The sequence below is a fragment of the Streptomyces sp. NPDC104371 genome (assembly GCF_055583785.1).
On the sequence record NZ_JBVJNF010000010.1, the window covers coordinates 104,961 to 130,184 of the forward strand.

The window sequence follows — 25,224 nt, forward strand, 5'->3', positions numbered from 1 at the left end:
CCGAGGACGCCGATCCCCGCCGCTGGTGGGGCCTGGCGGTCATCGCCATGGCCCAGTTGATGGTGGTCCTGGACGCGACGATCGTGAACATCGCGCTGCCGTCCGCGCAGCACGACCTCGGCATCTCCGACGGCAACCGCCAGTGGGTGGTCACCGCGTACACCCTGGGCTTCGGCGGGCTGCTCCTGCTGGGCGGCCGGGTCGCCGACCTGGTGGGCCGCAAGCGGACGTTCGTCATCGGGCTGATCGGCTTCGCCGGGGCGTCCGCGATAGGCGGCGCGGCCACCACGTCCGGGATGCTCTTCGGCGCCCGCGCGCTCCAGGGCTCCTTCGCCGCAGTCCTCGCCCCCTCCGCGCTCAGCCTGCTCACGATCACGTTCACCGATCCGCGGGAACGCGGGAAGGCCTTCGGCGTCTACGGCGCCGTCGCCGGGAGCGGCTCGGCGATCGGGTTCATCGCGGGCGGGCTGCTGACCGAGTACGTCGACTGGCGCTGGTGTCTGTACGTCAACGTCCCCGTCGCGATCGCCGCCGTCATCGGCGCCGTGACCGTGCTGCACGACCGCCCCGGCCACGCGGGCGCCCGCCTCGACGTCCTCGGCGTACTGCTGGGCTGCGGCGGGCTGGTCGCGCTCGTGTACGGGTTCAGCGAGGCGCAGCCACGTGGGTGGACCGACCCGGCGGTGCTGGCCCTGTTCGCGGTGGGGGCGGTGCTGCTCGTGGTGTTCGTGTGGTGGCAGGCGCGGGCGCCGCGACCGCTGCTGCCGCTGCACATCGTCCAGGACCGCATCCGGGCCGGGTGCTTCCTGACGATGTGCCTGGCCGTCGTCAGTGTCTTCGGCGTCTCGCTGCTGCTGACCTTCTATCTCCAGGTCGTCCTCGGCTACTCGCCCCTGCGGACGGGCCTCGGCTATCTGCCGATGACCCTCGCGAGCGTCGTGGCCGCGACGCAGATCTCGGCCCGGCTGCTGCCCCGCGTGGCGCCGCGCGTGCTGATGGTGCCGGGCACGGTGCTGACGGCGACCGGGATGGCGCTCCTCACCCGGATCACGGTGGACTCGCCGTACGCGACGGAGATCCTGCCCGGTCTCGTGCTGATGGGCCTGGGCATGGGCCTCACCTTCATGCCCATCTACGCGACCGCGACCGCCGGGATCGCGCCCCATGAGTCGGGCGTGACCTCGGCCGCCGTCAGTACGTCGCAGCAGGTGGGCGGTTCCATCGGGACGGCCCTGCTGAACACCCTCGCGACGACCAGCGGCACGGCCTATCTCGCCGCGCATCTGCACGATCCCGCCGAGCGGGCGCAGATCGTCCGGCAGGGCACCGTGCACGGCTTCACGGTCGCCCTCTGGTGGGCGGCGGGCGTCCTGCTCCTCGCGGGCCTGGCCGCGGGCCTGATGGTCGAGGCGAAGCCCGCGGCCCGCGGCCCGGCCCCGGTGCCCCTGCCGCAGGACGCGCGCCGCTGCTGACCGGCGCTACGAGATCCGGGGGAAGCGGGCTTCGAGCGTCCAGATCGCCGGGTTGTCCCGCAGGCCCTCGTGGAGGTCGGTCAGGTCGGCGATCAGGTCGTGCAGGAAGTCCCGTGCCTCGCGGCGCAGTTCGGTGTGGGAGAAGGTGAGCGGCGGCTCGTCCGCCGGGATCCACTCCGCCTCGATGTCCACCCAGCCGAAGCGGCGCTCGAAGAGCAGGCGGTCGGTGGACTCGGTGAAGTCCAGCTCCGCCTGCTGCGGCCGGGCGGCGCGACTGCCGAGCGGGTCGCGGTCGAGCCGCTCGACGATGTCGCACAGCGCCCACGCGAAGTCGAGCACCGGCACCCATCCCCAGGCTGTGGACAACTCCCGGTCCGTCTTGGTGTCGGCGAGGTAGACGTCACCGCAGAACAGGTCGTGCCGCAGCGCGTGGACGTCCGCGAGGCGGTAGTCGGTCTGCGGCGGGTCGGGGAAGCGGTTGGAGAGGGCGTAGCCGATGTCGAGCACGGGCTGATGGTGTCACGGCCGGGGAGCGGGGCCGTACGCGGTCAGGACGGCAGGCCGCCGTCCAGCTCCGTGAGCAGCTCACCCAGGCGGGGCGGCCATACGGACTCCGACGTCTCGACGAGCTCCCGCCGGGTCCACCAGCGCCACCCGAGGATGCCGTCCTCGGCGTGGGCGGCGGCCAGGTGGGGACCGCTCAGGTCGCGATGCGGGCCGTGGGCGACGTAGATGTGCTCGTGCTGGTGGACAGGGATCCCGGAGTGGGTGAAGTCGTGTTCCCAGGTACACAGCAGCGGGCCGGGCTCCAGATCCGTCCAGCCGGTCTCCTCGCGCAGCTCGCGTACGGCGCCCTCGCGCGGCGTCTCGTCCTTCTCCAGGCCGCCACCGGGCAGCGCCCAGTGATGGCCCACCTCGACGTTGTCGTAGCGGAAGAGGAAGACCGAGCCCTCGGGGTCGACCACGGCGACGCGAGCCGCCTTGCGCGGCGTGCGCAGCTCCTTGCGCAGCACGGCACAGGGGCGGCCGAGCCTGCGGTCCGCGCGGTGGTCGACGGTCGCGTAGCCGAGGGCCGTCCAGAAGGCGAGGCCCTTGGGGTTGTTCGCCAGCACGGCGAGCCGGACGCCGGTACGTCCAGCGAGCCGGAAGCGCTCCTCGACAAGTGCCGCGAACTGTCGTCCGTATCCGTTCCGTTGCGCCCCCGCGTCGACCATCAGCAGCCCGATCCACGGGTCGGGGTCGGCCGGATCGGGGTGGTGGGCGAGCGTGATCGCGATCCCTACGAGACGTCCCGCCGAACTACGGGCGAGGAGAACCTCCGCATCAGGGTTCGCCAACTCCTCGACCAGCGCGGCCTTCACCTGCTCGGGACGGATGTCGTACGGGTCCGGGAAGTCACCGCTGAGGGTGTGGAACTCGTGCTGGGAGGCGTACAGCGCGGTGAGTTCGGCGAGCAGCGGGGCCGGGATGTCGTGGTCGGGGGTGAGGAGAAGCGGAGTGAGGATCATGTCCTGCAACGTAAGGGCTCGTCGGGCCTGTACGCAGTCAGAGTGTTCTTTCCGCGAACGCCTGCGCGTAGCCCGGGGGCGTAATTACCTTGCGTCTTCCGAGAGATACGACGCCGTGGAGGACGCGATGCCGCCGAGAAGGGTGATCACGGGGCGCAGTCAGGAACCGCGCAGGCGCTTCGCGGAGGAACTGCGACTGCTGCGCACGGAACGGGGGTTGAGCCTGCGCAAGCTGGGCGAGGCGCTGGGCTGGGACTGGTCGCTGTTCGGCAAGATGGAGAGCGGCCAGACACTGGGGAGCCCGGAGGTGGTCCAGGCGCTGGACCAGTACTACGGGACGCCGGGGTTGTTGTTGGCGTTGTGGGAACTGGCGGTGGCCGACCCCTCGCAGTTCAAGGAGCGGTACCGCCGGTACATGACGCTGGAGAGCGAGGCGGTGAGCCTGTGGCACTTCGCTGCGGCGGGCCTGCCTGGTCTGCTTCAAACCCCGGAGTACGCACGCGAGTTGCTGGCAGCAGGTGGGCTGTGCGGGGACGAACTGGATGCGCAGGTCGAGGCCCGCGTCGGACGCCGCGAGGTGCTGATGACGGACTTCGCACCACAGTTCCGCACGATCCTCTCTGAGGTCGTACTGCGTACTCCGCTGCGGGACGCCGAGGCGCGGCATGCGCAACTGGACCACTTGCTGTGCATGGAGAGCCGCGCCAACATCGCTATCCAGGTGCTGCCTATGTCCGCAGGACTCCATGCGCTGACGAACACTGACACCATGTTCCTGCGTGGCGCTGGCGGCTTGACCACGGCGTGGGTGGAGAACGGCTACGCGGGCGACCTCGTTCAGGAAACGGCCGCTGTCGAACGGCTTCAGCATCGATACGATCTGGTACGCGATTTGGCACTGTCTCCGGCCGAGTCGCGGAAGTTCATCCTGTCGATGTTGGAGGAAGTGCCGTGCGAGTCACCGACCTGACCAACCCGACGTGGCGCAAGAGCAGCTACAGCAACCAAGACGGCGGCCAGTGCGTAGAGGTCGCCGACAACCTCCCCTCCGTCGTCCCCGTCCGTGACAGCAAGGCCCCCGCTGTCGGCGCGCTCGTCTTCGACGCCACCGCCTGGGCGTCGTTCGTCGGCGCGGTGAAGCGTGACGGGCTCCGGGGCTGATTCCGGGCAACTCTGCCGCTCCGGGTGAATTCCGGTGGGCGCCCCGCGTGTAGCGGGGCCTCGCCGTCCCGTCCTGCTACACCGTCGCCTATGCGTTGGACAGGACACTTCCACGGTTACGGCCCCTGGATCGGTTCGCCCGACCACTACCACCGAGAGGGCGACCGGCGGCCCGTGCATCCCGACCCCCCGGCGCCGCCCGTCTCCGACGACGACAAGGTGGCCATCCGCGTCCAACAGCGATACCGCGAGGTGGCCGCCGAGTTCGCGGCGTCCGAGCTGCCGCCCAAGATGTCGGGCCACTGGCTGATGAAGCGCGGCCGGGCCTCGGCCGAGCGGACCTGGGACGACTCCTCCGTGGTCCTGGACTGGCTGACGCGGCAGTTCCTCGACCACCCGCCGATGGTGCGCGAGGACGGGCGGCAGGCGTACGTCGACCTGGACATCAAGCGCGCGTACGTGCTCGACGTACTGCCCGTCGGCGTGGACGTGAGCTGGGTCTACTACAACCGCTCCGGCGGCATCGTCTCGCTCGACGTCGTCTGCTGCCCGAACCGGCACCACCCCGAGCTGACCTGCCCGCTCGGCTGAACAGGGAGGGCGAGGAGGTCGGAGTACAGGCCGGCGTCGGCGAGGCGGCGGATCAGGGGGGCGTCGGTGTTGCCGTCTGCGTCGAGCTCGGGGGCCTGGCTGTCGATGGGCAGGCGGATGAGGCGGGTGCCGGGCAGCAGCTCATGGAGGGTCTTGCCGGCCGTTCCGGGGAACGGTGGCCAGGAGTGGGCGCATGAAGGGCATATGGCTTCGGCGAGGTTTTCCACGACGGCGACGAGTGGCACCGATGCTTCTTCGAGCATCCGGAGGGATCGGCGGACGTCGCGGAGGGCCAGTTCATGGGGGGTGGTGACGATGACGGCCCCGGCGATGTCGAGTTCGTCCAGCACGGCGAGTTGCGGTTCACCGGTGCCTGGGGGCAGATCCACCACGAGGGCGTCCAAGGGGCCCCAGTCGGTGTCGTGGAGGAGCTGGTGCATGGCGCCGCGCAGGAGAGGACCGTGCCAGATGAAGGGCCGGTCGGCGTCGGCGAGAAGCCCGGTGGACACCACGGGGATACCTGCGCTGATCGCGGGCTGGATGCGCTGGCCGACGACGCGCAGGCGGCCGTCGACGCCGAAGAGGGCGGGGGCCGAGGGGCCGGTGAGGTCGGCGTCGAAGTGACCGGGGCGGACTCCGTGAGCCTTGAGGCCGCGGGAGACGGCCTTGGCCACGGTGCTCTTGCCCACACCTCCCTTGCCGCTCCACACGATGATCGCCCGGGTCTCGAATGGTGGGTCAGATGCCATCGGTTCGGTTCCTCCTCAAGGTGACGGCCGGTTCGGTGATCGTCAGGGCGGTGGTGTCGACGGTGGCGGCCACGCCGAGGGGATAGGTCGGCATGGGGTCGACGTGACCGCCCTCCACGTCGATCAGTACGGGGTAGGAGCCACCGCGGGACTGGGCGCGCAGGACATCCGCGTATGCGACGGTTTCCTGGCCGGTCGGGGTGCGCAGCATGACTACGGCGGCGGGGTCGTGGGTCAGGCCTGCTTGCCGAAGGTGGGTCAGGTCGGCGTCGAAGTCCGCGGGGCCGTAGGCGTGGTCGCTGATGTCCAGGAGCAGGATGCGGCCGGTCAGATCCGGCTGCCACGCCGTCCCGGCGAGGAGTCGCATGGAGGGTAGGCAGAACGGGGCGAGAGGGCCGTGAGCGCGGCCAGGGCGCAGGGCCGTGCGAGGCGGGGCCGGGCGTGTGCTCCGGGCCCGGTGGGCGGCTTGGGCCGTGCGATGGCCTTCGTGGACGAGGTAGCCGGAGACCAGGATGGGGCCGGGCCCGGTGGTGGTGGTCGTGGTGACCGTGCGGAAGTGGCTGATGGTGTAGGGGAAAGGGCGCCCGTGCTCGCCCCACTGCGGGATGACTGCCGGCCCGTAGAAGGTGACCATGCCGGTCATGCGGTGGATGGCGTAGTGGAGGGCGGTGGTGTCCGAGTACCCGCAGAACACCTTGGGGTTGGCGGCGATCGTCTCCCAGTCCAGGTACGGCAGGAGTTGCGCGGAGTGGTTTCCGCCGATGGTGGTGACGATCCCGTCGATCGCGGGATCGGCGAAGGCGTCGTTCAGGTCCTTCGCGCGCCGACGGGGGGTTCCGCTCGTCCAGCCTGTGCGGCCGGTCGTGGTCGGTGTGGCCACCGTGCGGAAGCCTGCGGCGTTCAGGCGGGCGACGCCTCGGGCGTAGGCGTCGGGGTAGTCGGCCGGGCCCGGCGCGGAGAGCGTGACCACGGCGAGGGTGTCGCCGGGGGCGAGGGCGGCCGGTCGTAGCAGGGCTGTCACGGGCACACCTCCCTCAGCAGGCGGGTCATGTCGTCGGGGACGCGAGCGGCCCACCTCGCGAGGTCGTGGGCGAGGGCGTGGGGGTAGTCGCCGCGCATGAGGCCGAGACAGACCAGGCCCACGGCGACGGCGCCCCCGGCCGGCGGCAGACACGCCCGCTCCACCGGGGTGAGGGCGCGCACCTGGGTGTAGGCGGTGAGGATGTCGGCGGCCTCGCCGCGGTTGATCAGGCCGGGCACGGCGGGGGCGAAGTTGGTGGTGTCCTGGCGGTATCGGACGGCGCAGAAGGACAGGAGCGCTTCGGCGACGTCGCGGAGGCTGGGGCCCCGGTGGGCGTTGTCGAAGTCGATCAGGGCGGCTGCGGTGTCGGTGTAGATGAGGTTCCAGGGGTTGGTGTCTCCGTGGGTGAGCTGTCCGGTCAGCGATTCCCAGCCCGAGGCCGCCGCCTGGGCTGCCCAGGAGCGGACCGCGTGCCGCATGAGGTCGAGCGCGGCCGTCGAAGCGGACGTGACAGGAGCGAGCGCGATGTGGTCCAACGCGCCCACGAAAGCGTCCTCGGAAGGGGCGTTGGGAATGTCTGCGGGGGTGGAGTGGAGCAGGGCCATCGTCCGGGCGGCCTGGGCGCGGTCGTGGGGCGTGCCGGTGTAGCGGCGGCCGGGCACGTACTCGGTGAGGGTGAAGGATGATCCGCCGATGTCGTACCAGGCGCTGCCCTCGGTGGTGCGCAGGATGCGGGGTACGGGGAGTCCGGCGGCGGTGGCCTGCGCCTGCCAGGCGGTGGCCAGCGTGAGCGTGTCCTGCTCGCAGTACCAGGGAATCTGCTTGAGGAAGAGGCGGTCCCCGTCGGCCGTCTCGATGATCATCTTGCGGCTGGTCTGGGACCGGATGTCGATGAGCGTGACGTGGTCGCCGTCCAGCAGGACCGGCCGGAACCCGGTCAGGGGCCCCAGGCCGTAGGCGACCGAGAGCTGTTGGAGCAGACCCCCGTCGAAGGCAAAGAAGCCGTACCGGTCCGGCTTGGCTGAGATCGGCATATTTGTGCACCTCCCAGACCGGCTCCGCCGCTACCATCGGGTCCCCGTACGGGGCCGGTCGGAGGAGGAGCCGTGAGGTATTCGGTCAACGTTGACGTGGCGCTGCGCCGTGGTGATGAGTGGCTGCTGATCGTGCGAGGACTGAACGAGGAACACGCAGCGGGAACGCTGTCCCTGGTTGGCGGGACGGTGGACACGCAGACTCCCGGCGGGGACGTGATCACCGACACCGCCCGCCGGGAAGTCCAGGAGGAGATCGGCGTGGACCTGGACGGAGTCCAGTTGGTCTACGCGGAGAGCACGTTCTTCGTCACGGACACCGGCAGCCCGGTCATCAACATCGTGCTCGCCGGTGAACTCCCCGAGGGAGCGAAGCCGGTGATCGCCTCCCCGGAGGAGGTGGCGGACATCCGGTGGGAGTCGCTGCCCGCTCTGGAGTTGGATGCCGCGTGTCCGCCGTGGACGCTGCGCAGTGTGCAGCAGGCCACGGCGGCACTCGGCCGAGCAAGCACGGCCGCTTAGGGCACGCAGTTCTGCCCGTTGACGCGGGGCAGGATCTGGAGATCGCGGATGTCGTGGTGGTCGAGCACCCACATCAGGAACCGCTCGACCCCCATCCCGAAGCCGGACGTGTGCAGGGGCCGCCGCTCGCGCATCGCGAGATACCAGCCGTAGGGACCCTCGCCGACGTGGTGCAGGGCGAGCGCGGATCGCACCTGCTCGGCGGTGGTATGTCGTTCCCCCGCACCGACGATCTCACCGAGGCCGAACAGCAGGTCGGCGTTGAGCGCGCTGTGCTGGCTGTCGTCGGCGAACGCCTGGTAGAAGGGCACGGCCAAGTGGTCGTAGTGGGTGACCCAGACCGGGCCCTTGCAGCGGTCGATGAGCAGCCGTTCCGCCTCGCGGGTGAGCGTGCGCCAGGGGCGCCGCCCCGGCGCCGTTCCGGTGCGGATCAGCCCGGGGTCGTGGTTCAGCAGCCGGGCCGTGTCAGTGAAGGTGATCCGCTCGAACGGGCCGTCGCCGTCCGCCATCTCTTCGAGGTGGGCGACCGTGCCCGCCACGGCGCGGATGGTGTCCGCGCAGGTGACGAGCAGATGCCGGGCCAGGTAGCGGACGTACTTCTCCACCGCGGACATGGTGGTGTCCAGGCCGCCGGGCAGCTCCGCCTCGCTGTGGAAGAACTGGCACAGGTGGGAGGGGTCGGGGTCCTCGCCGCGGAACGACGGCATGAGGTAGTAGCAGCCGGTGTCGGCCATCCGGCACCCGTACTCCAGCGCGAACTGCATGGAGTCCGCGAGGTACACGTCCTTGCCGAACACGCGGGCCTTGACCGGCTGGGAGTCGGAACCGAGGCCCATCGGGGAGGAGATCGCGCCGGTGGTCACCGGCAGGTGCAGGGTCGGCACGCCGCGAGCCGCCCAGAACTGGACGGTGGCGTAGGACAGCGCGTCCTGCACCGTGACCAGCGTGCGGCCCCACGGAGAGTCCATGAGGTCCAGGTACCGACCGGGGCCGGACCACAGAGGCGGGGCACTGGTGGCGGTCGTCATCAGATCGTCTCCGATTCCGTCAGGGGCACGAAGGCACGCTCGAAGTGCGGGTCATAGGCTCCCGGCTCGATGAACAACTCCGGCTGCTCCGGTACGTCGTCGCGCACCGGCCGGCGAAGGACGAGCTCCAGGACCCCCAAGTACGCGTGGTTGTCATTGAAGACGCGGCTCACCTCTCGCCACTGCTCGCGGACCCGCGCGCGCTCCTTGACCGGCAGCGCCGCGATCCGGGAGGTGCTGGTCAGGGCGTCGGCGTAGGCGTCGACCACGCGCGTGGGCCGGGCGGCCATCGGCCTGCGGTCCAGGTGGTAGACCTCCCAGCCGATCGGAGCGAGGTCGGCCAGCCACTGCTCCCACCCGTACACGGGCACCGTGAACCCGAGGATGTCGGCGAGGTGGCCGGACAGGTCAGGGGGCGGAGTGCTGCGGTAGTACAGGTGGGTGATCGACACCATGCCGAGCGGGCGCAGAACGCGGCGGATCTCCGCGAACGCGGCGGGCCGGTCGGTGACGAATCCGAGCGCTCCGCCGCACACGACGGCGTCGAAGACGTCCGCCCCCCAAGGCAGGGCACGGACGTCGCCCACGTGGAAGGCGACCCGCTCGCCGATGTGGGAGGGCAACTGGGCGGCAGCCCGGTCGGCTTCGGCGACAGCGGCCGGGTTGATCTCGATCCCGTCCGTCCGACAGCCGGTGAGCACGGCCAGTTCGATGGACGTGAATCCAGTGTTCGAGCCGACTTCGAGCACGCGGTGGCGGGAGTCGAGGTGCATCGTGTGGGCGAGACGGGAGATGGCCCGCTTGCCGCCAGGGCATCGGTTGGTCTCGCCGACCAGGGAGACCAGGTCGACGTACGGCATGGGAACGCTGATCGTCACTCATCCTCCTCGTAGGGCAGGTGGAGCGGGATGCCGGTGCGGCTCTGAGCCCGTTCGGCGGTACTGGGTCCGGTCAGAGGGGTGCCTCGGCAATGAGTCCCGGGCTGGGGTACATCCCGCCCGCTTGCCTCGGAGAGGAGATCTACGGGCGGGATGGCCACCTGAGGCGGCAGACAGACAGTCAACGGCGATGGGGGTATCCCGGGAGACTCCAGAAGGCGACTCCAACCCGGAGTCATCTCACGGCAGTTGGGCATAGCATCAACTCACCGTTACTCATGGGAGTCGCGTGTGAACCGGCAGTTACCAGACCTCCGTGTGATCGTGGCCGGTCTGCTCAGTGATGAGCGGCTCCTTCGAGCCTGCGAAGAGCGGGACATGGGTGCCCTGTTCCGGATACTCAACACCCGAGGCGTCAGCACCCGCCGCATCGCCGCCGCCGTCGACATCACGCAAGGGCGTCTCTACGACTACATGAACGGCAAGAGTCGGGTAGAGAAGCTGGCCCTTTTCGAGCAGATCGCCGACGCCTTCCACATTCCGGGTCACCTGCTGGGGCTGGCTCGCCGAGCGTGGGAGCCCAGGCCGGTGGATGGCGAGCACCATCGGGCGGACGACCATCCGCCGCCGGACGGCGACGACCTGGTGACCATGGATCACTTCCGCAGTGCCGACCGGCAGACCGGAGGCGGCCGGCTGTACGGGGCCGTCGTGCGCCACCTGTCGGACCAGGTGGCGCCCCGACTGGTCGATGTCGGCAGCGGGCCGCAGGTGTTCGCCGCTGCGGCAGCGCTCACCGAGATGGCAGGCTGGATGGCCCACGACTCCGGGCACGATGACCGCGCCACGCGGCACTTCGCCCGCGCGCTCCTCCTGGCTCACACCTCCGGCGATCTCCCGCTGGCCGCGCACGTCGCCGCGAGCAGTAGCCACCTTGCACTCCAGACCGGGGATGTGGCGAAAGCGGTCGGCTGGGCCCGGACCGGCCTCGACCTCGCGGCGCAAGGGTCTCGGATTCCGGCCCTGACCGCACGCCTTCACACCATGCAGGCGCGGGCCCTGGCCGTCGCAGATCAACGCACCCCGGCCGCCCGCGCGCTGGAAGCCGCACAACGCGACATCGAAGGGGTGGCTACCGCTGATCACCCGTGGCTGAGCCCGTTCGACGCCGCTGCGCTGGCCAGCGAGTCAGCGCTGATCCTGCGTGACCTGGGCCGGTTGGAAGGCGCACTGCGCGAGGCCGAACAGGCGGTCACGCTACGGGAGGTGGGGCGGGCACGGTCACTGGCGCTGTCCCGGATCACGCTGGTGGACATCCACGTGTGCCGCGGCGACCTGGACGCCGCCGTGCACGTCGGCCATGACCTTCTCAGCACGAGCCCGACTCTGGGGTCCATCCGGGTCGTGCGGCATCTGGACGGGCTGCGTCGGCTACTGGACCCGCACAAGAGGTACGGGCCGGTCCGTGAGTACCTGGTGCGGTTCGATGACGCACGCCGCGCCAGAATGCTCCTGCTGGCCGATCTCATTCCACCGTCACCGGGAGGCACCACCGCATGAGGCCCACCGAGACACCGACTCCCGCCGACCCTGAAGCGTGGTTCGCCTACCTTGCGGAGGGCAACGCCAAACAGGCCCGCAAGCGCGTTGCCGCTGACGTGCTCCTACGAGATCCAGCCGGGCGCGTCCTTCTGGTGAACCCCACCTACAAACCCGGCTGGGACCTGCCCGGCGGGATGGCCGAGGCAAACGAGTCGCCGGAGGACGCAGTACGCCGCGAGCTGCTCGAAGAACTCGGGCAACAGATCACGGTGCGCGGGCTGTTGGTGGTGGACTGGGTCGCCCCGCACGGACCCTGGGATGACCAGCTCGCGTTCATCTTCGACGGCGGAACCGTCGCCGGGGACCAGATCGACCGGCTCACCCCACAGGACGGCGAGCTGGCCGAAGCCGCGTTTCTGACCACAGACGTCGCCCATGCCCGCCTCGGTGACCGCATGCGCTTGCGTTTCACGGCCGCACTCGACGCCGTGACAGACAGGTACCCCCGCTACCTCAGGAACGGCACACGCCTGTTCTAGATGCGGCGTTACAGGCTGAATCGCATCCTCAAGCAAGAGCGCTTCGGCCACCTCGTATCCACAAGAAGACCCCTCAAGGGCCAAGTTGAGGGGCCTTCCTACTGACCAGGTCAGGGGCTCGACTAGACGTTGACGCCGAAGTCCTGGGCGATGCCGACCAGGCCCGAGGCGTAACCCTGGCCCACCGCGCGGAACTTCCACTCCGCGCCGTTGCGGTACAGCTCACCGAAGACCATGGCCGTCTCCGTGGCCGCGTCCTCCGAGAGGTCGTAGCGGGCGATCTCCTGGCCGCCCGCCTGGTTCACCACGCGGATGTACGCGTTGCGCACCTGGCCGAAGTTCTGCGAGCGGTTCTCCGCGTCGTAGATGGAGACCGGGAAGACGACCTTGTCGACGTCGGCCGGGAGCCCCGCCAGGTTGACGTTGATCGCCTCGTCGTCGCCCGCGCCCTCGCCCGTGCGGTTGTCGCCGGTGTGGACGATGGTGTTGTCCGGGGTCTGCTTGTTGTTGAAGAAGACGAAGTGCTGGTCCGAGTAGACCTTGCCCTCGGGGTTGACCGCGATCGCGGACGCGTCGAGGTCGAAGTCCGTACCCGTGGTGGTGCGGACATCCCAGCCCAGGCCCACGGTGACGGCGGTCAGGCCCGGGGCCTCCTTGGTGAGCGAGACGTTGCCACCCTTGGACAGGCTTACAGCCATGGTGGGGAGTTCCTTCCCTCGTCGCGTACGCGGTGCGTTGTGTGCGGCTTCGTACGGTCACGAAGCTACCGCTAACGGTTGCAACGTCGAGAGGGGTCCCCATGGTTCCGCCCCCCTTTACTTTCTTTACCCGACTGCCCGAAAACGAGGTGACGCGGATCGGACAGGCGCGCGACCATGGAGGCATGTCCGGCCCCTACGTCATCCGCGGCTCCGTCTCGCTCCCCGAGGCCGAGCTGATGTGGCGTTTCTCGCGTTCGTCCGGGCCCGGTGGACAGCACGTCAACACCAGCGACACACAGGTGGAGTTGCGCTTCGACCTCGCTAACACCGAGGCGCTGCCGCAGGTGTGGAAGGAGCGGGCCCTCGAACGGCTCGCGGGGCGGCTCGTGGACGGCGTCGTCAGCGTGCGCGCCTCCGAGCACCGCTCGCAGTGGCGCAACCGCGAGGCCGCCGCCGTACGCCTCGCCTCCCTGCTCGCGGAGGCGAGCGCCCCGCCGCCCCGGCCCCGCCGGGCGACCCGTATCCCGCGCGGCATCAATGAACGCAGGCTGCGCGAGAAGAAGCAGCGCTCGGAGACCAAGCGAGGCCGGTCGGGGCGGGATTGGGGCTAGCGCCGGTCTAGCTCAGGTCCAGTACGCCCACCGTCTCGTCCCCGCTCGTCTCGCCGGTCTTCCGGAAGCCGAGCCGCAGGTAGAACTTCTCGGGACCGTCCGGTCCGGGATGCCAGGTGACGTAGAGGCGGTCGCCGCCCCGGCGTCGTATCTCGGCGGCCACGGACTCGACCGCGAACCGCCCGTACCCCAGGCCCTGTTCACCCGCCGCGATGTTCAGCCGCCACAGGCCGGAGCGGAAGAGGCTGCCGTCGTTGTGCCAGTCGATGTCGAAGAAGGCCATGAGGAAGCCCACCGGGCGTTCGCCGTCGACGATCAGGCGCGGCCAGGCGACGCCCGCGGGATGGACGTACGCCTCCGCCAGTGACTGGACGACGGGGGAGACGGCGTGCTCCTGGTCCGGGCGGACCTTGATGGCGATCGCGGTGTCGAAGTTCCGGGGCGTGACCTCTTCGAGGCGCGGGCCCGTCGTCGTCCGGTTCTGGTCTGTCGTCGTCATCCGGGCACCGTAGGCGGGGAGGTTCCCGGCGGGCCACGGAATTACCGCGCGCCCCCGGGCGTCAGCCCAGGTGCCGGTAGCGCCCCCGGAAGTACGTCAGCGGTCCGCCCTCCGCGCTCGGGAGCTGGGCCGCGAGCACCCGGCCGATGACCAGCGTGTGGTCACCCGCGGCCACCCGCTGCTCCGTACGGCACTCCAGGGTCGCGAGGGCCCCGCCGACCAGCGGCGCGCCGCTCGTCTCGCCGCGCACGTACGGGATGTCCTCGAACAGCAGCCGGTCGCTGATGCGGCCCTTCATCGCGAAGCGGCCCGCGATGTGCCGCTGGCTCTCCGCGAGGACGGAGACCGCCCACATCGGCTGCTCGGCGAGCAGATCGTCCATCCGGGACCCCTCGCGCAGACTGACCAGGACCAGTGGCGGGTCCAGGGAGACCGACAGGAACGCGGTCGCCGTCATGCCGACGTCCTCGCCGCGCGGCCCGTCCGGGGCCAGCGCCGGCTCGTGCGCGGTCACCAGGACCACACCCGCGGCCAGCCGGGACATGGCGGCGCGGAACTCGTCGTTGCTCACCCCCTCAGCATGCCCGGAGGCGGGTGGGACGGCGGGGACGCGGAGGGCGGCAGGAGTCTTGAGCACGTGAGCACGCTAGTCGCCGTCGCCGGGCCGACACATCGGACCAAAGCCCCGATCAGGACCTAGGACCAGCGCCGCACCGCAGGCCCGGACCTGTCGTCACGGCCGCGCCGCGAGGATCTCAACCCGCCCTGGAAGTACGTGAGTTGGCGCGTATGATCACTCCATCTCCACCGACCCGAGGCAGGCTCGGGAAGCGCTCGGGAAGCATGGGAGCCCCCGCTCAACCTCCCACACATAGCTGTGACTTGAGTCACAGGAGTCGTTATTTGTTGACCCTGTGTACCTAGTGGGCAGCGCGCTGTGATTCAGTGGCGGTGACGCTGCACCACGCTACCTCCGGAGTACGCGCAGTAGCGTCGGCGAGACAGACCGAGAGAACCGTGGAACCCGACGCGTCCCTGGAGTTGCTGCGAGACCTCGAGGGGAGGGCGAGTGGAGGCCGAATCCGAGCCGTACGTCCGTCTTGCGACCCTGCGACAGTTGCATCAGGTGATGGCGGACATGAACACCGCCCGCAGCCTGGCGGACACCCTCCAGACCGTCGCCGAAGGCATCGTCAGCGGCCTCGGCTATGAGCTGGCGGCCGTCAACCTCGTCCGCTCGGACGGTGACCTCGTCGTGGCCGCGTTCGCCGGTGACCCCGCCGCCGAGGCGCTGATCACCGGCCGGGTCGGCTCCCGCGCCTCCTGGGAGCGCCGGTTGGAGATGGGCGAGGCCTGGGGAGACCTGCGGTTCATACCCCACACCGAGGGCTGGGTCCTTGACGAGGACGACGTACCGCAGTGGTACACGGGCGGCCCCGACCCCCGCTTCGAGGACGAGTGGCACCCCTGCGACCGCCTCTTCGCCCCCATGCGCACGCCCAACGTCCCGAACGGTGCCGCGGGCGAACTCATCGGGGTCATCTCGGTGGACCGCCCGCGCAACGGGCGACGGCCCGGCGCCTGGGGGCGCGAGGCGCTCCAGGTGTACGCGTTCCAGGCGGCCATCGCCATCAGCAACGCCCGGCTGCGGGCCAACATGCAGCGCGCGCTGGTCCGGCTGGAGCGGGAGCAGCAGGCCCTGCGTGCCAGCGAGGAGTCCTTCCGCCAGGCCTTCGAGTACGCGCCCTCCGGTATGGCCATCGCCGAGCTGGGCGGCGACCAGCACGGGCGGATCCTGCGGACCAACGACGCGCTGTGCCGACTGCTCGGCCGCCCCGCCTCCGCCCTGCGCCGCTACTCCTTCGCCGACCTCGTCCACCCCGAGGACATAGGCACCCTGCTGCGCACCTCCGCGGAGGGCGGCCGGGCCGAGCTCCGGCTGGTGCGCCGGGACGGCACGTACGTATGGGTGTCGCTGCGCAACTCCGTCGTCGCCGACGCCGCCGACGGGCCCCGCTTCCTGCTCACCCATGTCGAGGACATAGAGGAACGCAAGCGCCGCGAGCTCCAGCTCGCCCACCGCGCCTCCCATGACTCCCTCACCGGCCTGCCCAACTCGGCCGAGCTGCGCTCGCGGTTGTCCGCCCGTCTCTGCCAGCGCCCGCACGCCCTGCCGCCGAGCGCGGCCGACTCCCTGGACGCCGCGTACGGGAGCCATGCGGCCGGTCATCCGGGGGCGTACGAAGGCGGCGCGCACAGCACCGATCACCCGGTCGTGTACGAGGGCGACGCGGGGCAGGGCGCGGGGCATCCGGCCGGGTACGAGAGCGGCGGGCACGCCTTCGACCTCCATGCCGGGCCCGGCCCGTACGACGCCTTCGACCACCACGTGCACATCGCCACCCCCGAAGGCGGCGTGGACGACGGCACGAAGGGGCTCGCGGTGCTCTTCTGCGACCTCGACGGCTTCAAGTCGATCAACGACCGCTTCGGGCACAACGCGGGCGACGCCGTCCTGATCGAGGTCGCCCGGCGGCTCAGCAACGGCGTACGCGACGGGGACACGGTCGCCCGGCTCGGCGGTGACGAGTTCGTCGTCCTCGCCGACGGGCTCGGCAAGGCCGACGCGCAGGACCTCGCGGTGCGGCTGCGCAACGAGATCATCCAGCCCATCCGGGTCGACGGCCGCGCGATGCGGGTCGGTGCCAGCTTCGGTATCGGCTGGGCCCATTGCGGCATGACGGCCGACGAAGTGTTGAAGTCGGCTGACGAACGGATGTACGTAGAGAAACGATCTCGTCCCAAACAGCATCGGCGTGCGGGGTAAACCGCAGGTCAGCGAAGGGGTGACCGGGAGAGCACCGGTAAGGGTTCCTGGGAGCAGGTAGGCTCGCCATTCAGCCACATACGCATCTGGACCCGCACCTGTTGAGGAGACCAAGGGATGACGGCCGGCGACAACGGCGCGAGCACGCCCGAGGACGACGACCCGTTCGGCTACCTCTACGCCGATGGCCAGGCCAACGGTGCCCAGCCACCCACCGGTGGCTACGGCTACCCGGGCTCCGTCAACAGAGTGCGCGCGGTCGGACAGCGTCAGTACGGTCAGCCGCAGCAGCCCCCCGCGGGCGCCTACGGCCAGCCGCCCCAGCAGGCGTACGGCCAGCCGAACGCGCACTACGCGGCCCCCGAGACGATGCCGGGCGGCGCGCAGGCGACCCGGCAGACGCCGATGGGTCCGGGCGGCGGCGCGGGCGGCCGGGGCCGCGGGCCCAACACCAAGGTGCTGCTGATCGGCGCGGTCGCGGTGGTGGCCGCGGTCGTGATCGGCATCAGCGTCGCGATGCTCGGTGGCGACTCGAAGGACGACAAGGCCGACAACCGGCCGACCGTCACCGAGACGACCGAACAGACCGACGAGCCGAGCGAGCCCACGACGACCAAGCACCCGCCGAAGAGCACGGACCTGCCGAAGACGGACGCGAAGGCGCTGAAGCTGGACGGCGGCGCGGCGGCGGCGTCCGACATCAAGGGCGCCCGGTCCGAGGACGGGTCCTATGTGACGCTCAACCAGGCCGGTGCCGCGCTGACCTGGTCCGTGGACGTCCCCGCGACCGGCAAGTACACGCTGTACAGCAACTACGGCGTGCCCGGCGCCGACTCCGACGCCACCCTGTCGATCAACGGCACACCGCAGACCAAGCCCCTGGAACTGAAGAACTTCTCCCAGGCGCCCCAAGGGGACTGGGAGAAGGGCTGGACGAACCGGTACAACTGGGTCGAGTTGAACAAGGGCACCAACACGATCCGGATCTCCTGCGAGCAGGGGAACCAGTGCAACGCGAACTTCGACCAACTGTGGCTGGCGGAGGGCTGGAAGCAGTAGCGCCCCGGCGGGGTCAGGCCGCCGTCGCCTCGCCCGTCACCGTCACCTGCTCCAGCAGTTCCTCGTACGTCCGCCGGTCGAACTCGCCTGCCACCGGGGCCAGTACCGTCGCCGTCGACAGGGCCACCGCGCGCGTCAGGCGGTCCGGCCAGGGCAGATGTTCCACCAGGCCCGACAGCAGGCCCGCGACCGCCGCGTCGCCCGCGCCCGTCGGGTTGCCCCGGACGCGGCGCGGTGGGGCCGCGCGCCAGCGGCCCTGAGCGGTCAGCGCGAGCAGACCCTCCGCGCCCAGTGAGGCGACCACCGTGTGCGCCCCGCGTCGGCGGGCGTCCTGCGCGGCCCGCAACGGCTCGTGGGAGCCGGTGAGTTCGGCCAGTTCGTCGGCGTTCGGCTTGACGATGTCCGGGCGGGCCGCGACCCCGCGACGCAGCGGTTCACCGCTGGTGTCGAGCAGCACGGGCACGCCCGACCCCCGTGCGGTGCGCACCAGTCGGGCGTACGCGCCCACCGGCACCCCCGGCGGCAGGCTGCCGCACAGGGCCACGGCCGCGGCGGAGCGCACCAGTTCCTCGTACGTCGTCAGGAACGCCGACCAGTCCTCGGGCGTGATCTCCGGTCCCGGCTCGTTGAGTTGGGTGGCATCGCCGGTGCTGTCGTCGACCACCGCGACGGTGCGCCGGGTCACGCCCTCGATGGGGATCAGCGCGTCCGTGATGCCGGGGGAGTGGGCGAGCCCCTCCTTGAGGGAGCGGCCGGTCGCGCCGCCCGCGAAGCCCGTGGCGGTCACCTCGTGGCCGAGCGCGGCGAGCACACGGGCCACGTTCAGGCCCTTGCCGCCGGGCCGTTCGGTCACCTCGGTCACCCGGTGCGAGGCGTGCGGCCTCAACGCCCGTACGTGATAGGTGACATCGAGAGCGGTGTTCAGCGTGACCGTCAGGATCACCCGGTGGACCTCCCTCGCATGCGGATGGCGCGTGCCGCGGCGCGGTGCGGCACGATCATGCCAAACACGTCGGCGGCCGTCCCACTCGCCCCGGGCGACCGCCGTACGCCAAAACGCTGACGAATCAGCCCAGTTGCGGATCGACTACCCACTCACCCCGGCGCATCACACCCTTGAGGCCGAACTCCTCGTCCAGCAGCACCAGATCGGCGTCCTTGCCGGGCTCCAGAGAGCCCACCCGGTCGTACACGCCCAGCAGCTTCGCCGGGTTGGCGCTGAGGGCGGCGACGACGTCCTCCACCGGGAGCCGGTCGAGCGTGACGGCCCGCCGGAACGCCCGGTCCAGGGTGAGCGTCGAGCCCGCGATCGAGCCGCCCTCCATCAGTCGCGCCACGCCCTCGACGACCTCGACCTCCAGCGGGCCGAGCATGTACCGGCCGTCGCCGCCGCCGGCCGCGTCCATCGCGTCCGTGATGAGCGCGACCCGCCCCGCGCCCGCGTGATGGAACGCCAACTGGAGCGAGGCCGGGTGCAGATGCGTACCGTCGTTGATCAGCTCGACCGTGACCCGTTCGTCCTCCAGGAGCGCGGCGACCGGGCCGGGCGCGCGATGGCCGAGCTGCGGCATCGCGTTGAACAGATGCGTCGCCACGGTGGCGCCCGCGTCGATCGCCGCCACCGTCTGCTCGTACGTCGCGTCCGTGTGCCCGATCGCCGCGATCACCCCGTGCTCGGCGAGCAGCCGTACGGAGTCGACACCGCCGGGCAGTTCGGTGGCCAGCGTGACCATCCTCGCCCGGCCGCGGGCCGCCTCGATCAGCTTGCGCACCTGGGCCGGATCCGGGTCGCGCAGCAGGGACTCGGAGTGCGCGCCCTTGCGGCACGGCGAGATGAACGGCCCCTCGAAGTGGATCCCGGCGATGTCGCCCTGCTCGGCCAGTTCGGCCAGCAGCCCGGCCTGGCGGGCGAGCACGTCGAGGTCGTCGGTGACCGTCGAGGCGACGACGGTGGTGGTGCCGTGCAGCCGGTGGGCGCGGACGGCGGTCAGGGCCTCCTCGGCCGTGCCCGAGAAGGACGCGCCGCCGCCGCCGTGGTTGTGCAGGTCGACGAAGCCGGGGACCAGCCAGTGCCCGGTGACATCGACGGTCTCCGCGCCCTCGGCGGCGCGCTCGGCGATCCGGGTGCCTGTCACGGCGATACGGCCGTCGGGCACGGTTCCGGTGGGCAGCACCACACGGGCACCGGAGAGAACCTTGCTAGCGGCCATCACGGGGTACCTCCGGGGAGTCGGCGGATTCGTCAAGGAGATCCCAGGCGAGGAGTCCCGCGCCCAGGCAGCCGGCCGTGTCGCCGAGGGCGGCGGGGACGATGGACGGCAGCTTCTGAAAGGTGACGCGCCGCCGCACGGCCGCGCGCAGCGGGGTGAACAGCGTCTCGCCCGCCTCGGCGAGCCCACCGCCGACGATCATCGTGCGCGGGTCCAGCAGGGTGAGCGCGGTGACCAGGCCGTCCGCGAGCGCGTCCACGGCGTCCTGCCAGACCTTCAGGGCCCGCGGATCCCCGGACTCCACGGCCTTGGCGCAGTCGGCCGCGTCCGCCTCGGGGTCGCCGGAGGCCTCGGCCCAGGCCTCGCTGACGGCCGCCGCGGAGCCGTAGCGCTCCAGACAGCCGTACTGGCCGCACGGGCAGGCGAGGCCGCCGGGCCGTACGACGACATGGCCGATCTCGCCCGCGAAGCCGTGCGCCCCGGCCTCCACCCGGCCGTCGATCCCGATGGCGCCCGCGATGCCGGTGCCCAGGGGCACGAACAGGAAGCGGTCCGCCCCCCGGCCCGCGCCGATCCGGCCCTCGGCGAGCCCGCCGGTGCGGACGTCGTGCCCGAGCGCGACGGGCGCGCCGCCCAGGCGGCGGCTGAGCAGCGCGCGCAGCGGTACGTCGCGCCAGCCGAGGTTGGCGGAGTAGGCGGCGATGCCCTGGTCGGCGTCGACGATGCCGGGGACGGCGACGCCCGCGGCCACCGCGGGCGCGCCGAACCGCCGCTCGCCCTGGGCGCGCAGCTCGGCGGCGAAGCCGAGGATCGACTCCACCACGGCGTCGGGCCCGCGCTCGCGTTCGGTCGCCCGGCGCGCCTGGTACAGCAGCTCACCTCCGGCCCCTACCAGGGCAGCCTTCATCCCGGTGCCGCCCACATCGAGGGCGATGACATGTCTCACGGTGACAGTGTGGCGCCTTGGCCCAGAGAGGTCTAGTCCACTCGGCCAGTCCGCTCGGTGCGGGAAGCACCCTGTCGGCCCCGCCGGTTACCGTTCCCTCATGGACGACCTCACCCCTCGCGAACTGGCCATCCTCGCCCTGGAGGGGCGCGGCTTCGCCGGGCCGGGCGCGAAGGAGCGCGCCATACGCGAGCAACTGGGCCTGGCCCCGGTCCGCTACTACCAGTTGCTCAACGCCCTCCTGGACGATCCCAGGGCCCTCGCCCACGCCCCGGTCACCGTCAACCGCCTGCGCCGCGTGCGCGAGTCCCGCCGCGAGGAACGCTGACCCGGCGCACCCCGGACGGCACACATCCGGCCGACTCCCGCCGTACGGGTGTGCACTCGGTGCCACTCGGCCCGCGGGCGCACTAGCCTCGACCCATGGGCAGCCACACGGACTCCTTGCCGACGCCCGCGACCCCCGCCGGGCGTGACGGTCTCGACGCCATCCTCACGCGGCCCGACCGGGCCGTCCTCGTGTTCGACTTCGACGGGACGCTCGCCCCGATCGTCCCCGACCCCGACCAGGCCCGTCCCCACCCCGACGCGGTCCCCGCCCTCGCGGCGCTCGCCCCGAAGGTCGCCGCGGTCGCGGTGCTCACCGGCCGCCCCGCCGGGGTCGCCGTCCGCCAGGGCGGCTTCGCGGGCGTGCCAGGACTCGACCACCTCGTCGTCCTCGGCCACTACGGCGCCGAACGCTGGGACGCCCGCACCGCCACCGTCACCGCCCCCGCCCCGCCCCCCGGCGTCGCCGCCGTCCGCGCCGAACTGCCCGGATTCCTGGACGAGATCGGCGCCTGGCGCGGCACCTGGATCGAGGAGAAGGGGCGCGCGCTCGCCGTCCACACCCGCCGCGCCGAGGATCCGCAGGCCGCCTTCGACGCCCTGCGCGGCCCCCTTGCCGACCTCGCCGCCCGCCACGGCCTGATCGTCGAGCCCGGCCGGCTGGTCCTGGAGCTGCGGCCTCCGGGCATGGACAAGGGCGTGGCCCTGCTGGAGTACGTCCGCGAGACAGGCGCCGAAGCGGTCCTGTACGCGGGTGACGACCTCGGCGACCTCGCCGCCTTCGCCGCCGTCGACAAGCTCCGCTCCGACGGCATCGAGGGCCTGCTCGTATGCAGCGGCAGCGACGAGGTCAAAGAACTGGCCGACCGCGCGGACCTGGTGGTGGCAGGCCCGGCCGGGATCGTCGGCCTCGTCCGCGCGCTGACGCGACGGCTGAGCCATGAGTGACCTGAGTGGCCTGAGCGCCCTGGAGGGCTCACGCCTCCAGGGCCGCCAACTGGTCCAGGAACCACTGGCCGGGTGGCAGCGCCGTGGCACGGGCCGCCAGGGCCTTCGAGCGTTCGGCCCGTTCCGGTGTGGGCATCGACAAGGCCTCGTGCAGTGCGGCCGCCGTCCCCACGATGTCGTACGGGTTCACCGTCACCGCGTGCTCGCCCAGCTCCTCGTACGCCCCCGCCTCCCGTGACAGCACCAGCGCACAGCCCTCGTCGGAGACCACCGGGACCTCCTTGGCGACCAGGTTCATCCCGTCCCGGATGGGGTTGACCAGCGCCACGTCCGCCATCCGGTACGCGGCCAGGGAGCGTGCGAAGTCGTCCTTCACATGCAGCTCCACCGGGGTCCAGTCCGGCGTCCCGTAACGGGAGTTGATCTCCTCCGCGACCCGCCGGACCTCCGCCGTGTACGCGCGGTAGACGGCCAGATCCTGCCGGGACGGATAGGCGAAGGCGACATGGACGACCCGCTCGCGCCACTCCGGACGCGCCCGCAGCAGCTCCTCGTACGCCAGCAGCCCCCGCACGATGTTCTTCGACAGCTCCGTACGGTCCACCCGCACGATCGTCCTGCGCGGCGTCCCGTCCGGCGCCGACCCGATCTGCTCGCGCAGCACGGCCAACCACTCGTCCACGTCCGGCCGGTGGGCCCGCTCCCGCAGGAAGTCCGCGTCCGCGCCCAGCCCATGGACACCGACGCGCTCGCCCGAGGGGATCCCCGGGCCGAGCACCGCATGACAGCAGTCCGTGAACGCGTCCGCCCACCGCCGGGTGAGGAACGCCGCCCGGTCCGCGCCCAGGATCCCGCCGAGCAACTGCGCCGCGATGTCGTCCGGCAGCAGACCGAAGTACTCCGGCGGCGCCCACGGGGTGTGCGAGAAGTGGCCGATGCGCAGGTCGGGACGGAGACCGCGGAGCATCCGGGGCGTCAGGGCGAGGTGGTAGTCCTGGACCAGGACCGCCGCGCCCTGCGCCGCCTCCTCGGCCAGCGCCCGCGCGAACGCCTGGTTGTACGCCTCGTACGACGCCCACTGCCGCCGGAACTCCCGGCCGAACGCGGGCTCCAGCGGGGTCTGGTACAGCATGTGGTGCACGAACCACAGCACCGAGTTCGCGACGCCGTTGTACGCGTCCGCGTACACCCCCGGGTCGATCCCGAGCATCCGGACGCGCTGCCCGCCCGTGTCCGCGGTGTCCAGCGCCCCGCCGGTCCGCCGCACGGCCTCGCGGTCGCCCTCGCTCAGCGCCGCGCAGACCCAGACCGCGTCCGCGTCCGGACCGATCGCCGACAGCCCCGACACCAGCCCGCCCCCGCCCCGCCGGGCCACGAGCGCCCCGCTCTCGTCGAGGGAGTACGAGACAGGACCGCGATTGGACGCGACAAGGACACGGGCGCCTTCTGTGACAGCCATGCCGGGAAACCTAGCGCCTCGGCAGACAATGTCCACCCCGTCGCGACGCCCGGCACTCCCCCAAGCTCTTCGAGCAGGGGGGACCCCCACTCGCCGCACCGGCCGAAAGCCCACGTACGTCCAGTACGAGGGCTTCCGTCCGGCACACCGAGAGCACGCACCGAACGCCGCTCCTTGACGGGCGAACATTGCCTGCCGAGGCACTAGCCCGGCCCCCAAACGCCCAAACGCGCGGTTCGGCCGTCTGCGAAGGCGTGGCCGGAACAGCGCGTCGGGCGCCCTCGGGCTCAGGCCGCCGTGCGCTTCACGTACTCCGCTATCTGTGTCATCGGTGGCCGCTCCTCCGTGTCCACCGGGTAGGTGCGCGGCTCGAAGCCCGCCGCGCCCCGCTCGAACTGGGTGAGGGACGGGCGGATCAGATGGCCGCGGGCCAGGCGGAGCTGTGCGGTGCGGTAGATCGCGGCGGCCATCCGGCCCAGCGCCTGGCCGTCCTGGTGGCGATGGATACGCACTCCGACGTCGACCTGCGCGAGAGCGTCCAGGCCCACCAGATGCAGCGCGTCGACGAGCATGCCCAGCTCCACCCCGTACCCCACCGGGAAGGGGAGCCGCTCCAGCAGGGCGCGGCGGGCCGCGTACTCGCCGCCGAGCGGCTGGACGAACCCGGCGAGCTGCGGCCAGTGCATGTTGAGCAGCGGGCGCGCCATCAGCTCGGTGACCCGGCCGCCCTGACCCGCCGCGGTCGCGTTGCCGGTGCCGTCGCCGGGCAGGGTCAGCGGGCGGTCGTACATCGCCTTCACCAGGTCCACGCCCGGATCCGTGAGCAGCGGGCCCACGATGCCGACGACGAAGTCCGACGAGAACTCCCGCAGGTCCGCGTCGACGAAGCAGATGATGTCGCCGCTGGTCACCAGCAGGGAGCGCCACAGCACCTCGCCCTTGCCGGGCACGGCCGGGATACGCGGCAGGATCGCGTCGCGGTGCACCACCCGCGCCCCGGCCGCCGCCGCCACCTCGGCCGTACGGTCCGTGGAACCCGAGTCGACCACGACGATCTCGTCCACCAGCGGAACCCGCTCCACGAGATCACGGTGAATGACGGCGACGATCTCGCCGACCGTCTTCTCCTCGTCGAGTGCCGGCAGCACGACACTGACCGACGAACCCGAGTCCCGTTTCGCGGCCATGATCGCGTGAAGCGGGCGATCGGCCACGGACCAGGAACGCGTCCTCAGCCAGCGCTCGACTTCTTCCAGCACGGTCTTCCGGCTCCTTACCTACGTTCGACAAGACAAGTGTCCGAGTGACCTGTCTCGCGCTTCGGACGACTATCTCAACCCACCTGGCCTTCGGTTACAGTCTTGGGCAACGCCGACGGACTTCCGAAGCCGGGGGTCGTCGCCTGCGTATATCGAGAGAAACAACTCCATACAGCTCATCCAGAGGGGCAGAGGGAAACGGCCCGGTGAAGCCCCGGCAACCCTCCAGTCGGTACTCGTCGTTGATCGCGAGGCTCCCGGCTAGGGAAGGTGCCAAATCCGTCTCATGACGAAGTGCGTCATGAGGAAGATGAGGAGAAAGGGCCTCGCCGG

General features: G+C 71.1%; 27 protein-coding genes and 1 riboswitch. Of the genes, 12 read left to right on the top strand and 15 right to left on the bottom strand.

Annotated features, from left to right (window positions below; all coding sequences use genetic code 11):
* Nucleotides 1-47 precede the first annotated feature (47 nt).
* Nucleotides 48-1,472: an MFS transporter gene (locus ACZ60T_RS27095; protein ID WP_365625168.1), complete on the top strand. Its 1,425-nt coding sequence runs from the start codon at nucleotides 48-50 to the stop codon at nucleotides 1,470-1,472.
* A 6-nt stretch (nucleotides 1,473-1,478) separates the two neighbouring features.
* Here ACZ60T_RS27095 and ACZ60T_RS27100 read toward each other — a convergent pair whose 3' ends face one another.
* Nucleotides 1,479-1,979 carry a hypothetical protein gene (locus tag ACZ60T_RS27100; protein WP_365624799.1) on the bottom strand — a complete coding sequence of 167 codons (501 nt, stop codon included), beginning with the start codon at nucleotides 1,977-1,979 and terminating at the stop codon, nucleotides 1,479-1,481.
* Nucleotides 1,980-2,020: 41 nt separating this feature from the next.
* Nucleotides 2,021-2,980, bottom strand: a complete 960-nt coding sequence (locus tag ACZ60T_RS27105) for a bifunctional GNAT family N-acetyltransferase/NUDIX hydrolase (RefSeq protein ID WP_469668222.1) — start codon at nucleotides 2,978-2,980, stop codon at nucleotides 2,021-2,023.
* A gap of 127 nt (nucleotides 2,981-3,107) precedes the next feature.
* Between ACZ60T_RS27105 and ACZ60T_RS27110 the strand changes: the two genes are divergently transcribed.
* The 3 genes from ACZ60T_RS27110 (at nucleotide 3,108) to ACZ60T_RS27120 (ending at nucleotide 4,732) form a co-directional block, all read left to right on the top strand.
* The gene (locus ACZ60T_RS27110) at nucleotides 3,108-3,950 is read left to right on the top strand and encodes a helix-turn-helix domain-containing protein (protein WP_469668355.1); all 843 of its coding nucleotides are present in this window, start codon (nucleotides 3,108-3,110) and stop codon (nucleotides 3,948-3,950) included.
* The gene (locus tag ACZ60T_RS27115; RefSeq protein WP_469668223.1) at nucleotides 3,932-4,141 is read left to right on the top strand and encodes a DUF397 domain-containing protein; all 210 of its coding nucleotides are present in this window, start codon (nucleotides 3,932-3,934) and stop codon (nucleotides 4,139-4,141) included. The genes ACZ60T_RS27110 and ACZ60T_RS27115 overlap by 19 nt, the downstream gene beginning before the upstream one ends.
* A 90-nt stretch (nucleotides 4,142-4,231) precedes the next feature.
* On the top strand, nucleotides 4,232-4,732 hold the full coding sequence (locus ACZ60T_RS27120) for a hypothetical protein (protein WP_469668224.1): 501 nt from the start codon (nucleotides 4,232-4,234) through the stop codon (nucleotides 4,730-4,732).
* Here ACZ60T_RS27120 and ACZ60T_RS27125 read toward each other — a convergent pair.
* From ACZ60T_RS27125 to ACZ60T_RS27135, 3 genes are read right to left on the bottom strand one after another with little or no spacing between them, the layout of a single operon-like run.
* On the bottom strand, nucleotides 4,645-5,481 hold the full coding sequence (locus ACZ60T_RS27125; protein ID WP_469668225.1) for a P-loop NTPase: 837 nt from the start codon (nucleotides 5,479-5,481) through the stop codon (nucleotides 4,645-4,647). The genes ACZ60T_RS27120 and ACZ60T_RS27125 overlap by 88 nt on opposite strands.
* The gene (locus ACZ60T_RS27130) at nucleotides 5,471-6,502 is read right to left on the bottom strand and encodes a S66 peptidase family protein (RefSeq protein ID WP_469668226.1); all 1,032 of its coding nucleotides are present in this window, start codon (nucleotides 6,500-6,502) and stop codon (nucleotides 5,471-5,473) included. The genes ACZ60T_RS27125 and ACZ60T_RS27130 overlap by 11 nt, the downstream gene beginning before the upstream one ends.
* Entirely contained in the window at nucleotides 6,499-7,536 is a 1,038-nt protein-coding gene (locus ACZ60T_RS27135) for a phosphotransferase (protein ID WP_469668227.1), read from the bottom strand. Before ACZ60T_RS27135 ends, ACZ60T_RS27130 begins: the two co-directional genes overlap by 4 nt.
* Nucleotides 7,537-7,608: 72 nt before the next feature.
* Between ACZ60T_RS27135 and ACZ60T_RS27140 the strand changes: the two genes are divergently transcribed.
* Nucleotides 7,609-8,058 carry an NUDIX hydrolase gene (locus ACZ60T_RS27140; protein ID WP_469668228.1) on the top strand — a complete coding sequence of 150 codons (450 nt, stop codon included), beginning with the start codon at nucleotides 7,609-7,611 and terminating at the stop codon, nucleotides 8,056-8,058.
* Here the strand turns inward: ACZ60T_RS27140 and ACZ60T_RS27145 are convergent.
* Together ACZ60T_RS27145 and ACZ60T_RS27150 are read right to left on the bottom strand one after the other, a co-directional pair.
* A complete protein-coding gene (locus ACZ60T_RS27145; RefSeq protein ID WP_469668229.1) occupies nucleotides 8,055-9,086 on the bottom strand; it encodes an asparagine synthetase A in 1,032 nt (343 codons plus the stop codon). The genes ACZ60T_RS27140 and ACZ60T_RS27145 overlap by 4 nt on opposite strands.
* Nucleotides 9,086-9,964, bottom strand: coding sequence for a class I SAM-dependent methyltransferase (locus ACZ60T_RS27150; RefSeq protein ID WP_469668230.1), 879 nt, complete (start codon nucleotides 9,962-9,964; stop codon nucleotides 9,086-9,088). Before ACZ60T_RS27150 ends, ACZ60T_RS27145 begins: the two co-directional genes overlap by 1 nt.
* A gap of 378 nt (nucleotides 9,965-10,342) precedes the next feature.
* On the opposite strand from ACZ60T_RS27150, the gene ACZ60T_RS27155 reads away from it, so the two are divergent.
* Together ACZ60T_RS27155 and ACZ60T_RS27160 are read left to right on the top strand one after the other, a co-directional pair.
* Nucleotides 10,343-11,524, top strand: a complete 1,182-nt coding sequence (locus tag ACZ60T_RS27155) for an XRE family transcriptional regulator (protein ID WP_469668231.1) — start codon at nucleotides 10,343-10,345, stop codon at nucleotides 11,522-11,524.
* Nucleotides 11,521-12,045 carry an NUDIX hydrolase gene (locus ACZ60T_RS27160; RefSeq protein ID WP_365624763.1) on the top strand — a complete coding sequence of 175 codons (525 nt, stop codon included), beginning with the start codon at nucleotides 11,521-11,523 and terminating at the stop codon, nucleotides 12,043-12,045. Before ACZ60T_RS27155 ends, ACZ60T_RS27160 begins: the two co-directional genes overlap by 4 nt.
* Nucleotides 12,046-12,167: 122 nt before the next feature.
* Here the strand turns inward: ACZ60T_RS27160 and ACZ60T_RS27165 are convergent, their stop codons facing one another.
* The gene (locus tag ACZ60T_RS27165) at nucleotides 12,168-12,743 is read right to left on the bottom strand and encodes a TerD family protein (RefSeq protein ID WP_365624760.1); all 576 of its coding nucleotides are present in this window, start codon (nucleotides 12,741-12,743) and stop codon (nucleotides 12,168-12,170) included.
* A gap of 185 nt (nucleotides 12,744-12,928) precedes the next feature.
* On the opposite strand from ACZ60T_RS27165, the gene arfB reads away from it, so the two are divergent.
* Entirely contained in the window at nucleotides 12,929-13,357 is a 429-nt protein-coding gene (gene arfB, locus ACZ60T_RS27170) for an alternative ribosome rescue aminoacyl-tRNA hydrolase ArfB (protein ID WP_365624757.1), read from the top strand.
* Between the two features lie 7 nt (nucleotides 13,358-13,364).
* On the opposite strand, the gene ACZ60T_RS27175 is transcribed toward arfB, so the two are convergent.
* The gene (locus ACZ60T_RS27175; protein ID WP_469668232.1) at nucleotides 13,365-13,856 is read right to left on the bottom strand and encodes a GNAT family N-acetyltransferase; all 492 of its coding nucleotides are present in this window, start codon (nucleotides 13,854-13,856) and stop codon (nucleotides 13,365-13,367) included.
* A 61-nt stretch (nucleotides 13,857-13,917) separates the two neighbouring features.
* The gene (locus ACZ60T_RS27180) at nucleotides 13,918-14,493 is read right to left on the bottom strand and encodes a flavin reductase family protein (protein ID WP_365624751.1); all 576 of its coding nucleotides are present in this window, start codon (nucleotides 14,491-14,493) and stop codon (nucleotides 13,918-13,920) included.
* A 432-nt stretch (nucleotides 14,494-14,925) separates the two neighbouring features.
* Here ACZ60T_RS27180 and cdgB point away from each other — a divergent pair, with 432 nt between their 5' ends.
* Together cdgB and ACZ60T_RS27190 are read left to right on the top strand one after the other, a co-directional pair.
* Complete coding sequence (gene cdgB, locus ACZ60T_RS27185) at nucleotides 14,926-16,683, top strand: diguanylate cyclase CdgB (RefSeq protein ID WP_469668233.1); 1,758 nt, start codon at nucleotides 14,926-14,928, stop codon at nucleotides 16,681-16,683.
* Between the two features lie 117 nt (nucleotides 16,684-16,800).
* Complete coding sequence (locus ACZ60T_RS27190; protein WP_365624745.1) at nucleotides 16,801-17,742, top strand: carbohydrate-binding protein; 942 nt, start codon at nucleotides 16,801-16,803, stop codon at nucleotides 17,740-17,742.
* A gap of 13 nt (nucleotides 17,743-17,755) precedes the next feature.
* Here the strand turns inward: ACZ60T_RS27190 and ACZ60T_RS27195 are convergent, their stop codons facing one another.
* From ACZ60T_RS27195 to ACZ60T_RS27205, 3 genes are all read right to left on the bottom strand, one after another.
* On the bottom strand, nucleotides 17,756-18,685 hold the full coding sequence (locus ACZ60T_RS27195) for a 1-phosphofructokinase family hexose kinase (protein WP_469668234.1): 930 nt from the start codon (nucleotides 18,683-18,685) through the stop codon (nucleotides 17,756-17,758).
* Between the two features lie 124 nt (nucleotides 18,686-18,809).
* Nucleotides 18,810-19,952: an N-acetylglucosamine-6-phosphate deacetylase gene (gene nagA, locus ACZ60T_RS27200; RefSeq protein WP_469668235.1), complete on the bottom strand. Its 1,143-nt coding sequence runs from the start codon at nucleotides 19,950-19,952 to the stop codon at nucleotides 18,810-18,812.
* Complete coding sequence (locus ACZ60T_RS27205; RefSeq protein WP_469668236.1) at nucleotides 19,942-20,898, bottom strand: ROK family protein; 957 nt, start codon at nucleotides 20,896-20,898, stop codon at nucleotides 19,942-19,944. Before ACZ60T_RS27205 ends, nagA begins: the two co-directional genes overlap by 11 nt.
* Nucleotides 20,899-20,998: 100 nt before the next feature.
* Between ACZ60T_RS27205 and ACZ60T_RS27210 the strand changes: the two genes are divergently transcribed.
* Both ACZ60T_RS27210 and otsB read left to right on the top strand, forming a co-directional pair.
* Nucleotides 20,999-21,226 carry a DUF3263 domain-containing protein gene (locus ACZ60T_RS27210; RefSeq protein ID WP_469668237.1) on the top strand — a complete coding sequence of 76 codons (228 nt, stop codon included), beginning with the start codon at nucleotides 20,999-21,001 and terminating at the stop codon, nucleotides 21,224-21,226.
* Between the two features lie 95 nt (nucleotides 21,227-21,321).
* On the top strand, nucleotides 21,322-22,173 hold the full coding sequence (gene otsB, locus ACZ60T_RS27215; RefSeq protein WP_469668238.1) for a trehalose-phosphatase: 852 nt from the start codon (nucleotides 21,322-21,324) through the stop codon (nucleotides 22,171-22,173).
* Between the two features lie 28 nt (nucleotides 22,174-22,201).
* Here the strand turns inward: otsB and ACZ60T_RS27220 are convergent, their stop codons facing one another.
* A complete protein-coding gene (locus ACZ60T_RS27220; protein WP_469668239.1) occupies nucleotides 22,202-23,632 on the bottom strand; it encodes an alpha,alpha-trehalose-phosphate synthase (UDP-forming) in 1,431 nt (476 codons plus the stop codon).
* Between the two features lie 287 nt (nucleotides 23,633-23,919).
* Nucleotides 23,920-24,891, bottom strand: a complete 972-nt coding sequence (locus ACZ60T_RS27225) for a glucosyl-3-phosphoglycerate synthase (protein WP_469668240.1) — start codon at nucleotides 24,889-24,891, stop codon at nucleotides 23,920-23,922.
* 173 nt (nucleotides 24,892-25,064) lie between these two features.
* Nucleotides 25,065-25,208: riboswitch (SAM riboswitch) on the top strand.
* Nucleotides 25,209-25,224: the final 16 nt, after the last annotated feature.

Excerpts from the sequence above, each read along its gene's own strand:
- ACZ60T_RS27095 (WP_365625168.1), top strand. The coding sequence starts at position 48 with ATGGCCCAGTTGATGGTGGTCCTGGACGCGACGATCGTGAACATCGCG.
- ACZ60T_RS27105 (WP_469668222.1), bottom strand. The coding sequence starts at position 2,980 with ATGATCCTCACTCCGCTTCTCCTCACCCCCGACCACGACATCCCGGCC.
- ACZ60T_RS27110 (WP_469668355.1), top strand. The coding sequence starts at position 3,108 with ATGCCGCCGAGAAGGGTGATCACGGGGCGCAGTCAGGAACCGCGCAGG.
- ACZ60T_RS27120 (WP_469668224.1), top strand. The coding sequence starts at position 4,232 with ATGCGTTGGACAGGACACTTCCACGGTTACGGCCCCTGGATCGGTTCG.
- ACZ60T_RS27125 (WP_469668225.1), bottom strand. The coding sequence starts at position 5,481 with ATGGCATCTGACCCACCATTCGAGACCCGGGCGATCATCGTGTGGAGC.
- ACZ60T_RS27135 (WP_469668227.1), bottom strand. The coding sequence starts at position 7,536 with ATGCCGATCTCAGCCAAGCCGGACCGGTACGGCTTCTTTGCCTTCGAC.
- ACZ60T_RS27145 (WP_469668229.1), bottom strand. The coding sequence starts at position 9,086 with ATGACGACCGCCACCAGTGCCCCGCCTCTGTGGTCCGGCCCCGGTCGG.
- ACZ60T_RS27155 (WP_469668231.1), top strand. The coding sequence starts at position 10,343 with ATGGGTGCCCTGTTCCGGATACTCAACACCCGAGGCGTCAGCACCCGC.
- ACZ60T_RS27160 (WP_365624763.1), top strand. The coding sequence starts at position 11,521 with ATGAGGCCCACCGAGACACCGACTCCCGCCGACCCTGAAGCGTGGTTC.
- ACZ60T_RS27165 (WP_365624760.1), bottom strand. The coding sequence starts at position 12,743 with ATGGCTGTAAGCCTGTCCAAGGGTGGCAACGTCTCGCTCACCAAGGAG.
- arfB (WP_365624757.1), top strand. The coding sequence starts at position 12,929 with ATGTCCGGCCCCTACGTCATCCGCGGCTCCGTCTCGCTCCCCGAGGCC.
- ACZ60T_RS27175 (WP_469668232.1), bottom strand. The coding sequence starts at position 13,856 with ATGACGACGACAGACCAGAACCGGACGACGACGGGCCCGCGCCTCGAA.
- ACZ60T_RS27190 (WP_365624745.1), top strand. The coding sequence starts at position 16,801 with ATGACGGCCGGCGACAACGGCGCGAGCACGCCCGAGGACGACGACCCG.
- nagA (WP_469668235.1), bottom strand. The coding sequence starts at position 19,952 with ATGGCCGCTAGCAAGGTTCTCTCCGGTGCCCGTGTGGTGCTGCCCACC.
- ACZ60T_RS27210 (WP_469668237.1), top strand. The coding sequence starts at position 20,999 with ATGGACGACCTCACCCCTCGCGAACTGGCCATCCTCGCCCTGGAGGGG.
- otsB (WP_469668238.1), top strand. The coding sequence starts at position 21,322 with ATGGGCAGCCACACGGACTCCTTGCCGACGCCCGCGACCCCCGCCGGG.
- ACZ60T_RS27220 (WP_469668239.1), bottom strand. The coding sequence starts at position 23,632 with ATGGCTGTCACAGAAGGCGCCCGTGTCCTTGTCGCGTCCAATCGCGGT.